Origin of the sequence: Treponema sp. (assembly GCF_017430385.1) — a bacterium.
In the GTDB taxonomy this organism is placed as follows: Bacteria; Spirochaetota; Spirochaetia; order Treponematales; family Treponemataceae; genus Treponema_D.
On record NZ_JAFRNB010000036.1, the window covers coordinates 1 to 11280 of the forward strand.

Annotated in this window: 7 protein-coding genes and 1 rRNA gene; 5 read left to right on the forward strand and 3 right to left on the reverse strand. The window is 43.5% G+C overall.

What is annotated here, in order from left to right; all coding sequences use genetic code 11:
• The 5 genes from rrf to IJJ71_RS02555 form a co-directional block, all read left to right on the forward strand.
• Positions 1 to 84: ribosomal RNA gene (rrf, locus tag IJJ71_RS02535) — 5S ribosomal RNA — on the forward strand; the annotation flags it as partial.
• A gap of 206 nt (positions 85 to 290) precedes the next feature.
• Positions 291 to 2459 (forward strand): DUF4954 family protein, encoded by a 2169-nt coding sequence (locus IJJ71_RS02540; protein ID WP_296845143.1) that lies wholly within the window; start codon positions 291 to 293, stop codon positions 2457 to 2459.
• A 195-nt stretch (positions 2460 to 2654) separates the two neighbouring features.
• Positions 2655 to 4325, forward strand: coding sequence for a 2-isopropylmalate synthase (leuA, locus tag IJJ71_RS02545; protein ID WP_296845144.1), 1671 nt, complete (start codon positions 2655 to 2657; stop codon positions 4323 to 4325).
• Positions 4326 to 4346: 21 nt separating this feature from the next.
• On the forward strand, positions 4347 to 5828 hold the full coding sequence (locus IJJ71_RS02550) for a M16 family metallopeptidase (protein WP_296845145.1): 1482 nt from the start codon (positions 4347 to 4349) through the stop codon (positions 5826 to 5828).
• A 12-nt stretch (positions 5829 to 5840) separates the two neighbouring features.
• Positions 5841 to 7214 (forward strand): M16 family metallopeptidase, encoded by a 1374-nt coding sequence (locus IJJ71_RS02555; protein WP_296845146.1) that lies wholly within the window; start codon positions 5841 to 5843, stop codon positions 7212 to 7214.
• A 3-nt stretch (positions 7215 to 7217) separates the two neighbouring features.
• Here IJJ71_RS02555 and IJJ71_RS02560 read toward each other — a convergent pair whose 3' ends face one another.
• The 3 genes from IJJ71_RS02560 to IJJ71_RS02570 form a co-directional block, all read right to left on the reverse strand.
• Positions 7218 to 8036, reverse strand: coding sequence for a hypothetical protein (locus IJJ71_RS02560; protein WP_296845147.1), 819 nt, complete (start codon positions 8034 to 8036; stop codon positions 7218 to 7220).
• Between the two features lie 64 nt (positions 8037 to 8100).
• Positions 8101 to 9981, reverse strand: a complete 1881-nt coding sequence (guaA, locus tag IJJ71_RS02565; protein WP_296845148.1) for a glutamine-hydrolyzing GMP synthase — start codon at positions 9979 to 9981, stop codon at positions 8101 to 8103.
• A gap of 234 nt (positions 9982 to 10215) precedes the next feature.
• On the reverse strand, positions 10216 to 11280 hold a 1065-nt coding region (locus tag IJJ71_RS02570), incomplete at its 5' end, for a YhjD/YihY/BrkB family envelope integrity protein (protein WP_296845149.1).

Sequence of the window (11280 nt, forward strand, 5' to 3'; positions counted from 1 at the left end):
ACCCGTTCCCGTTCCGAACACGGAAGTCAAGCACCCCCGCGCCGATGATACTCCGTTATGGGGGAAAGTAGGGAGCCGCCGGCTTTTTTCTTTCTGGATGGTTTTCCGCCCGCTAGCAGGGGCGGATTTTTTTTGCCCCGGACGCCCCGGGGCGGCCCTCGGGACACTGGTGCACGCGCGGGATAGGAGCGGGGCGGCAGCGGAACCGCGCATAGCCCGTTGCAGGTTGAGTCGCGCATTATTATATTATTTTTGTTCCTATTCCTTCTGTAATTTGATATAATTCATGTATGGTTCAGATTAGTAAAGTTCAGAATGCTTCGGTGTTGCCACAGTTTTATACGGAATATTTAAATAAAAAAAGACAGCTTACTTCTGAAGAAATCAAGATTCTTTCTAAAGTCAATAAAAATTCAGATTCATCCTGGAAAAATGTTTGGGTTGATGAAAAATATTTTGATGCTAGCCTTGTGTCTGGATGCGAAATCAACGGCTTCCTTGTGATTGGTTCTCTTTCTCCATCAACTTTGAAATATCATGATCTTGCGCTGTGTGAAGGCCTTTACGATTCGTATCTCGAAAATTTGGTTGTTGGTGATGATTGTGTCGTACGCAATGTGCATTATCTTTCAAACTATAAGATTGGTGACAGAAACATTCTTTTCAATATTGATGAAATGAGCTGTACTAATCATTCTAAGTTTGGAAACGGCGTGCTTAAAAAAGATGAGCCTGAGTCTAACCGAATTTGGATCGGGGTAGGAAATGAAAATGATGGCCGTGCGGTTCTTGCTTTTGAGAACATGATTCCTGCTGATGCTTACATTTGGGCAAAATACCGGGATGATATTCGGCTTCAAAAACGGCTTTTGAAGATAACAGAAAATCAGTTCCCGAAAGAGCTTAATACTTATGGCATTACTGATACAGATGTCGTTATAAAAAACACGACTTTGCTGAAAGATGCAAAAATCGGTGCTTGTACTTACATTAAGGGGGCATTCAAGCTCAAAAATATCACTATTCTATCTTCAGAAGATGAGCCTAGCCAGATTGGTGAAGGTGTTGAGATGGTGAATGGAATTTTGGGCTTCGGTTCTCGTGTTTTCTATCAAGCTGTTGCTGTACGCTTTGTTATCGGACGGAACTGCCAGCTGAAGTATGGCGCGAGATTGCTTAATTCAATTTTGGGCGATAATTCAACCGTTTCTTGCTGTGAAATTTTGAACAATCTGATTTTCCCGTTCCATGAGCAGCACCATAATTCTTCATTCTTGATTGCTTCTATGGTCGGGGGGCAGAGTAATATTGCTTCGGGTGCAACTATCGGCTCAAATCATAATTCCCGTGCCGCTGACGGCGAAATGTATGCTGGGCGTGGATTCTGGCCGGGACTTTGTTCTGACTTTAAGCATAATTCCCGATTTGCAAGTTTTACACTCATTTCTAAGGGCAGCTATCAGCATGAGCTTAATATCACTTATCCTTTTTCTCTGATTGCAAGCAATGGACCTTGCCAGCCGATTACGATTATTCCGGCTTATTGGTTTATGTACAATATGTATGCCGTTGCCCGGAACAAGGCTAAATTTGAAAAACGCGACAAACGAGTTATAAAAATCCAGAACATTGAGACGGATCCTCTTGCTCCGGACACGATTCAGGAAGTTGAAAAGGCTCTGCGAAGAATAATTGAGCTTACAGGCGATTATCTTCTTTTGCAAAAAGATTCTCTTGCACTTTCTGCTGATTCAAAATCCGAACTTTATATTATTGCAAAAAATTTTCTCCACCGTAATCCTGATAAAGAATTTACCCTTGTCGATAAGTCAGCGCAGAAAAAATTCGGCGCGAACATCATTAAGCCTGCAAAAGCATACAAGGCCTATCGTCGTATCGTAAAATATTTTGCTGTGCGCACACTTTGCGATTATTGCGAAAGAAATGGCAAACAATGGCTTTCTAGCGAGGATATTTTTAAGATTTCAGAGAAGCCGCTTTTTTCTGAGTGGGTGAATGTTGGCGGTCAGATTCTGCCGGAAAAAAAGCTTAATGAACTTTTCGGCCTGATTAAAAATGAATCCGTGAATTCCTGGGAAAAAGTCCATGATTTTTATGATGAGTGTCAGAAGAAGTACGAAGAATATAAAGTTGCTTACGCATTGAATCTGCTTGAAAAACTTTATTCCAGGCCGCTTGAAGAATTCAACCGAAAAATTTTCGACGGAATCATTGAGGATGTTCTTTTTGCAAACCAGGATATGTACAACGCGACCCTCATTTCCCGCATGAAGGATTTTGATGATGAATTCCGTATGCAGACTTTCAGAAATGCCCGCGAAATGGATGCCGTCCTTGGTGGAATCACGGACAATGAGTTTATTCTTGACATGAAGAAGGAAACTGCGGCCTTCGAAGAAAAAGTAAAATCCCTTTTCTCTGATTTGAAGTCATTTTGAGTTTTTTGATACTCTTGACTAAAATGCCTAAAAAAGAGATACTAAGATTATGTTAAGACTTTCACTACTACTTTTGCTTAATTTTCTCTCAAGATAGCCAAAGGCGTGGTGGTGTAGTTTTTATATTTCAAATTACAAGACCTGTTGCTTTTGGCAGCAGGTCTTTTTTTTATTTAATAACTAAGGAGCATCAAAATGAATGCAAAAAAGTACAAAGCATTTCCTGCGATTCCAATTGAGAACCGCACTTGGCCTTCAAAACGAATCACAAAAGCACCAATCTGGTGTTCTGTTGACCTTCGTGACGGAAATCAGGCTTTGATTGACCCGATGGGTATTGATACAAAACTTGCTTTTTTTGAACTCCTAGTAAAATTGGGCTTTAAGGAAATCGAAATTGGTTTCCCTTCTGCAAGCGATACGGAATATGATTTTATCCGCCGCCTCATTGATGAAAACCGCATCCCAAGTGATGTTACGATTCAGGTTCTTTGTCAGGCGCGCGAAAAACTTGTCCGCCGCACAATGGAATGTATTAAGGGTGCGCCAAGCGTTATCTTCCATATATATAATTCAACTTCTCCGGCTCAGCGAAAATACACTTTCAACAAAACAAAAGAAGAAATCATCAAGATTGCTGTTGACGGCGTAAAAGTTATCAAAGACTGCATGAAGGATTTGAGTGAGGAAGAGCGCAATCGCATTCGCCTTGAATACAGCCCGGAAAGCTATTCAATGACTGAAATTGACTACGCTATCGAAATTTGTGAGGCCGTGGGCAACGAATGGGGCTGGTCTAAAGAGAGCAAAATCATTTTCAACCTTCCTACAACCGTTGAATGTTACACTCCGAATATCTACGCAGATTCAATAGAATATTTTGCCGCAAAGATTTCTCACCGTGACTGCTGCCTTATTTCAACTCACTGCCACAATGACCGCGGAACAGGCGTCGCTTCTTGTGAGCTTGGCTTACTCGCGGGTGCAGACAGGGTTGAGGGCTGCTTGTTCGGCAACGGTGAGCGTACAGGAAACCTGGACATCGTTACTGTGGCACTCAATATGTTCAGCGAAGGCGTTGACCCACAGCTTGATTTTTCGAATCTCCCGGACATTGCCGACAGCTACATGGAATACACAAAGATGGAAATCAATCCTCGCTCTCCGTATGCAGGCGGTTTGGCTTACACGGCTCTTTCTGGCGGTCATCAGGACGCGATTGCAAAAGGATTCGCAGCCCGCGCAAAAATGCCTGAAGATGCAATCTGGGATGTTCCTTATCTTCTCATCGATCCGCACGACATCGGCCGAAAATACGAGGGCATTATCCGAATCAACTCTCAGAGCGGAAAGGGCGGTTCAAGCTTTATCCTGGAGCACAACTACGGATATGCAATTCCAAAGGCAATGCAGCCTGCAATCGGCGACCTTATCAAAGCAAAGAGCGATGCCGCACAGCGTGAGCTTCAGCCGGAAGAAATCCTCAAATTCTTCGAGGAGCAGTGGCTCGGCAAAAAACGGCCGCTCGAAGTGCTTGACCTTGCCTCAACTCAGCTTGAAGGTCATGATGAAAGCGAGCATGTCTCAACTCGTGGCGTAGTCAACTACAACGGCGTTAAATTCTCAATCGGTGGCAAAGGAAACGGTCCGTTGGATTCATTTGTTGCCGCTCTTAAAGGTACTCCAGTTCCAGAATTCAATATTTCTGCTTTCCATGAGCACTCTGTTGGTCAGGGAAGTGACACTTATGCCGTGGCTTACGTCCAGATTACGCTTACAGACGGTTCTCAGAAATGGGGCGTCGGTAAGTCATCAAACGTCGGAAAGGCTGGTGTTCAGGCTGTAATTTCTGCATTGAACCAGTAGAGACCCGCATGGACGCGAATTATGAATAAAACAAAGAAATTTTTATTTTTAGTTGTTTTTTCTTTTCTCACATTTGCTTTCGCTCAGTCTACAAACATCGCGGGGCTTTATCGGTACAAACTTCCGAACGGTCTTGAGCTTTTTGTGGCTGAGAACGATTCTGCGCCTCTCGCATACATTGAAATTGCTGTGCGGGCCGGTGCTGTCACCCAAACGCCTCAAAATGCAGGGCTTTTTCACCTTTATGAGCACATGCTTTTCAAGGGAAACGCGAAATATGAGAATCAGGATGCTTTCACTGATGCCGCAAATGAGATGGGACGGATTGGCGAGAACGGAACGACAGGAATTGACCGCGTGAATTATTTTTTTACGCTTCCTTCATCACAGGTTCGGAAAGGTCTTGAGTTCTGGTCTTATGCAATCCGCACGCCAAAAATCGATGAAAAGGAGCTTGAGAATGAAAAGGCGGTCGTGCTTGCGGAGATAAACGCGGATTTTACCGATCCTGCTCACATTCGCTCGGCGGCTCTGTTCAAGACTATGTTCCCGAAATCTCCGTGGCGTCTTAGTCCTTCGGGCGACCCGGTTGTTGTAAAAAATGCGACGGCCGATGACTTGCGGAAAGTTCAGAAAGAATATTATATTCCTGCAAATTCCGCGATTTTTGTCGGTGGAAAAGTCGAGCATGAGGAAATCTTTCAATATGTGAAAGAAATTTACTCTGACTGGCAGAATCCACGGACAATTACGAAATTTGAGCCTGTTGAGTCAAAAAGTCCTCTTCACCATGACAAAAAAATGGTCTTCGTGAACAATGGCAGCTCGGATAATATGATTCAAATCGGTTATTATCTTCGTGGGCCTGACGGTGAGACTGATTCAGCTGATACTTATCCTGCGGATGTATGGACAAATCTTGTAAATGACCCGAACGGTGTTTTTGCGGCAACTTTTGTCTCGGAAAAATCTCTGGGGATTCCTGAAAGTGATTATATAGGGGCTTCTTATCCGACGAGAAGGGCGAGCGGTCTCATCGGATTTTATGGTGCGATGCTGAACGGAAATTTTGGCGGCGGGGAACTTAATCCTGCTGAAAAATCCGACAAATTCCTTGAGGTCCTTAAGAAAAAGGCTGTTCCTGCAATGCTGGATAAATCTTCATTCTTTAAGGAAAAAAGCATTTCTTTCGTGATTCAGCAGCTTGAAGATGACAGAATTTATGAGACTGAGACGGCAAAGGGAATACTTGCATCACTTTCATTTTTCTGGTCGAGCTGTGGCGCGGATTATTTTTTCTCTTATGACAATAATATCGCAAAAGTGACCGAAGATGATGTCGTTGATTTTGTTCAGAAGTACATCCAGGGAAAATCTGGCGTGCTTCTTGTTACTGTGAGTCCTGGAATTTGGGAAAAATACAAGAATTCTTTCTTGAGTAACGGTTATGAGGAAATCACGGCAAAAAATGCTTTCTGGCAGGATTTAAGCAGAATAAAATAACGGGGAATAAAAATGAGCTTTAACAGAACAAATAGATTTTTTAAGGGCGTGATTCTTTGCCTTGCTTTCGTGCTTTTGGTTTCGTGCGGTTCGACCGGGAATGTCGGGGGAAAACATTTGTCTCCGGCCGAGGAATTCTCAAAAACGCAGCTTTCAAACGGAATCCCGGTTGTGTTCAAGCAGAATCGTGGAAGTAAAATTGTCGTTCTGGAACTTGTTTTTGAGGGCGGAACGAGTCTGATTTCAAATGATAAAAGCGGAATTGAAGCCTTGACCCTTGATTTGATGCTTCGTAGTTCTGAAAAATATCCGTATTCTGCCATTCAGAAGCTGGAATATGAAAAGAGTTTTTCTTTGAATTCGGGTTCGGGCAAGGATTTTGCGACTGCTGGCTTTATCTGCATTCAGCGGGATTTGTCGCTTGTTCTTGAACTTTTTACAGACTGCATGATGAATCCTGCTTTTTCGGAGACTGACTTCAATCAGAAAATGACCGAGGCTGCAAGTTCTATTGCCTCAAAAAAGGCCGATCCTTCAGGCGCACTTGGAACTGCAATCAGAAAATCAGTTTTCAAAGGTCATCCTTATGAATCAAGTGCTTCAATCACCGAGGATTCCCTTGCAAATATTAAGTTTAGCAGCGTAAAAGAATTTTACCAGAATCTTTTGAATGCCCAGAGAATGAAAATTGCCGTTGTCGGAAGTTTCAGCCCGGAGCTTATTAAGGATTTTAGTGCGGAACTCGAAAAATCATTCGGAACTATCCCTAAAAAGGCTTATTCGGCTCCAAAAATTCCAAAGATTTCTATTGAAAACAAGGCTGTGAAGATTGCGAACGAACAGGCCGGGGACACAGGTTATATTGCCGGGGTTTTCTCATGCCCTTCAAGAACGGATGATGATTATATTCCTTATGCTCTTGCGACCATGTACCTTGATGACATGCTTTTCTCACAGGTGCGCGAAAAGGCGGGAGCGGCTTATTCTTTGGGAACTGGAGTTTTGGGAGGAAAGGAATTTGCCGGCGTGCTTGAGGTTTTCAAGGCCACAGAAAAGAAAAATCTTAAAAAACTGATTTATGACACGATTCTTTCTTATGATGAGACAGTGATTGATAAAAAACTTGATCAGTTCAAGAATCAATATATTTCTTCAATTTTCAGTTCTTCTCAGACTGCGGCCGGAGTTGCTTCAAATGTAATTTCGAGCATGGAATATTGGGGAAATGAAAAAACATTCCTTTCGCGTGCCGACAAGGTGCAGGCTGTTTCTTCAAAGCAGGTGATTGCGGCATACAAAAAATATCTGCTTCCTGTTGCAAAAGAAAATGCCGCCCAGTGGATTATCGTGGACGGCAAAAATAATCTTGCGAAATATGATTTTTAGGACTTAGCAATCAAGCTTTTCGTAGTCGGTGCGGTCCAAATCGCTGTTACGGATGGAAGATCGCAATGTTGTCTGCAAGTTTTCAGCGATGTAAGCACGGATTTTGTTGATTGCATCTGGCGTTGTCGTCGTGTCGAACATGATGACAACGAGAAGGAAGTCACCGGCCGACTTGATGGCTGTGATTTTGATGTCAACTCCAACCTGTGTGCTTTTGAGATTGAGCGTTACACCTTCGATAACCTGATTGATGAATACGGCGTTTGCCTGACCAGTTGACAACTTTGCTGCGATACCGACAGCACTGATATCGATAATCTTGAGCTTGAACATGCGGTTGTCTTTAAGCCAAAGAAGATCTGCCTGAGGCTCATTGAGACAGTTTGCTCGGACATACTTACGCATACCTTTTGCGTTCATAGCATCCATAGACTTTACGATTTCGTGGAAAAGAGTTTCCTGATCTTGATTCTGTATCAAAACACCGGCATCAAGCTGCAAGCCGGCGATGAAATTTGCCTTTTTTTCTTCTGGAAGAGTAGGCATGATTACGCCCATGTCGAGAGGCTTGAAGATATTTTCTGTTTCAAAAGATTTGATAAAATTGTGCCAGCCTTTTAGAGAAAGCTGAGATTCAATAATACAAAAACAGATTGAATCAGAGTTTTTTCGGAGAAGAGGCTTTGCTTTTCGGTAATCATCGATTGAGTAAACTTCGTATTCCATGAGTCGCAATCGATCGATGACTGAACTTTCAAAGTTCATGCTAGGATTGATGAAAAAAACTTTGCGGCCATAAATAGATTTGTCTGCATCTGCCATGAGGAACTCCCTTAATTCTATATTAAGTATTTTACACCAAGAATAGAAAAAAAGCTAGCTTTTTTTATTCCCAGCCGAATGTTGCTGGTGGTTTGTTTGTTGCGTCGAAGTAGAGTGCGTCAACGAACGGAAGTTCCGCAATCTTGTGGACGATTTCTTTGAAAATGTCCATCGGGAACCATGCGAAGCGGGCTGTCATTACATCTTCTGAGCAGACAGGGCGCAAAACAAAGCTTGCGTTTTCTTTTGTTGATGCGTAAGGCAAATCAATCGTGAGATGTTGGAAAATTGAGTTGTAAAGATTGTTCTTGTGAAGCTCTGTGAGAACGATGTTGTCAACTTCGCGGAGCTGGTCAAGCCGGCGGCGGTCACAATAACCTTCCTGCAATTTCAAGTCCTCATCTTTGAGACTTGGCTTTTGATATAATTTGATTACTGTGCGGTTAAGGTATGTTGCTCCGTTTGTGATTGAAGAAGATGCTCCCTCGACCTTTTCGCGGATATGAGGAATGTGATAGAATCCATCGCCTTCACTTTTGAATGTGAGACATGCCGGGAATCGGTAAGTGCGGAAGTCACCCTGAACACCGACTGAGCGAACCGGGAGAACTGATCGGCTCATTGATGCCGAGCAATCAGCGCAGAACTGGTCGATTGTGACTTTGTTCAGCTCGTCCTGTGCTTTTACAAGCTCTTCTTTGTCCTTTTCTGTGAAATTGCCGTCAGAGCAGAGAACATTGATTGAAAGACCTGGGCCAGGGAACGGATGTCGCATTACAAGCTGGTCGTCAAGGCCGAGCTTTTTACCCATTGCGCGAACTTCGTCCTTGTACAAATCTTTGAGCGGCTCGATGATGAGACCTTTTGCGATGAGTTTTTGGATTCCGTCAACGCGGTTGTGATGTGTTTTGATTGTGTGGCTGTTTTTTGTTCCGCCCGACTCGATGATATCCGGGTAGAGAGTGCCCTGAGCGAGCATCCAGTCGTCTTCGTTGAGTTTTTGAGCCGCAACAACGCGGTCACGAACTGTGATGAAGTTCTCGCCGACAGCCATTCGCTTTTTCTGCGGGTCAGTGAGGCCTTTGATTGCATTGAGGAAGCTTTCGCTCGCATCCTCGACGATGAAATTGTTGAATCCGAATTTTTTGTAGCTTTCTGCAACGCTTTTTGATTCGTTCTTTCGCATGAAGCCGTTGTCGATGTGAAGACCGAGAACCCTCTCCTGACCGAGAGCTTTGTTCAAAAGCGCGAATGCTACGGTTGAGTCAACACCGCCTGAGAGGAATAAAAGCACATTTTTGTCTTTTGCATCTTTTTTGATTGTGTCGAGAATGTGCTGGAGAACCGTGTCTTCATCCCAGTTTACTTCCATGCCGCAAATATCTGCGAAATTCTTGAAAATCTTGTTGCCCTCTGGAGTGTCCTTGACCTCACAGTGGCACTGCAAGCCGAATCGTTTTTTAGAAAGGTTCTGGACTGCTGCGAAAGGACAGTCTTTTGTTGTTCCGATTACTTCAAATCCTTCACCGAGTGACAAAACTCCGTCCTGATGGCTCATCCAAACCTGTGTTTTTGGAGAGACGCCTTTGAAAAGCGGGGAAGATTTGCCAGAATCATTCAATTCAAGTTCTGCAAAGCCGAATTCGCCGACATCAGCCTTACCGACCTTGCCGCCGTGACAATGTGCCATGAGCTGATGACCGTAACAAAGACCTAGAATTGGCAGGTCTAAGCCGAAAATCTCTGCGTTGAACTCTGGAACATCTTTTTCATAGACCGAAGAAGGTCCGCCTGAAAAAACAACGCCCTTTGCACCTTCAAAAACGCTCAAATCTGCGGAAGGAAGTGCGATTTCAGAATAATATCCCATTGCACGGAATCTTTTTGCGATAAGATGTGCATACTGCGAACCAAAGTCAAGAACGACGATTTTAGAACGATTCATAAATTCTCCCAAAAAATATGCTGAAATTATAGCAAAAAGGAGAAAAAAAAACCACAGGAAAGCAAAGCGTGAAGGATTGTAGGGGCAGCGAAGCTGTTGCCGAAGGCAATGGAGCGAATAGCGGAACCCCGAAAAGCCTGACCTAGCGAACGGCGGCTTGCCGCAAAAACTCGTGAGACGAGTTTTTAGTGAGTCTCCGAGCAGCTATGCTGCGAAGGCTAGGGCACGCCCACATTAAAAATATGGGCTGATTTGTTTGAGGACTTTTTTTGCGGCTTCTGGATTTTGGTGAACTAGGAATCGGAACCGCTCGCTTTCGATTTTGATGATTCTTGTTGAAATCGCCGTCATTGCGGTGAAATCACGTTTTTGCTCCAAAATGCATGAAGTTTCGCCGAAAAATTCACCTCTGTGCACGAGAGCATAAACTTCTGGAAGCTCCATTTCTGGAATCAGTTTTACGCTGCCTTTGATTATGTAGTACGCGCAATTTTCCTCGTCTTCCTTGTTGAAAATGATTTCGCCGGGCTTGTATGAGAAAACATTGCTTTTATTTTTTGCGATGAGAAAATCCGGGCGGATAAAAAATGCCCTTTTGATTTCTGCTCCGATGCCTTTCTGCTCGATTTTCGGAAGAAGGTAAAGCTCGCCCAGAAGAAGCTCGTCGAAAAACTGAACGACATAGATGAACTGAGCAAAAATCAGGAAGAACATGAAGAAGAAAAAAATATCCATGAAAAGAATGATGACATGACCGAGAACGCCGTAAATCAAATCGTACTGACCGACATTCAAAAAAGCGTGCATGATGATTCGGAATACCCAGAAGGAGAATGTGCAGAGAAGACTTGTGCCCATGCACAGCCAGATTGTTGGTTTTGTTCCCGATGCCGTCTTGTAAAGAATCGTGACGACTGTAAAGAACATGATGTTTGGAAGAATTTTAATCAGGTCGCCGGAAAGAATTCCTTCGTACAAAAAATTGAGCTGCGGAATCTGCTTTAGGAATTCAATAGAAGAAAGTGTCTGGAGCGACATGTATGCGAAAACGACTGCCGATGAAACAAGAACGACGATGATTTCCGTGACAAATGTAAGGAATTGATTTAACAGGGCTTTTCGCCTGACCTGTGTATGAAAAATATTCTGCATCGAGTCGAAAATTGATGCGAAAAAACGACGCGCCATCCAAAGAATGAAGATTGCAGCAACAATTTCAAAGCCGCTGAGCGTTTTGATTGACTGTACGGACTGAATTACGGAATCCGATTTGAAAAATTCTTCGAGGGCTGGAAGGGC

What these genes read in the sequence shown, in the direction of transcription:
- IJJ71_RS02540 (WP_296845143.1), top strand. Translation starts at nt 291, where the DNA reads ATGGTTCAGATTAGTAAAGTTCAGAATGCTTCGGTGTTGCCACAGTTT.
- leuA (WP_296845144.1), top strand. Translation starts at nt 2,655, where the DNA reads ATGAATGCAAAAAAGTACAAAGCATTTCCTGCGATTCCAATTGAGAAC.
- IJJ71_RS02550 (WP_296845145.1), top strand. Translation starts at nt 4,347, where the DNA reads ATGAATAAAACAAAGAAATTTTTATTTTTAGTTGTTTTTTCTTTTCTC.
- IJJ71_RS02555 (WP_296845146.1), top strand. Translation starts at nt 5,841, where the DNA reads ATGAGCTTTAACAGAACAAATAGATTTTTTAAGGGCGTGATTCTTTGC.
- IJJ71_RS02560 (WP_296845147.1), bottom strand. Translation starts at nt 8,036, where the DNA reads ATGGCAGATGCAGACAAATCTATTTATGGCCGCAAAGTTTTTTTCATC.
- guaA (WP_296845148.1), bottom strand. Translation starts at nt 9,981, where the DNA reads ATGAATCGTTCTAAAATCGTCGTTCTTGACTTTGGTTCGCAGTATGCA.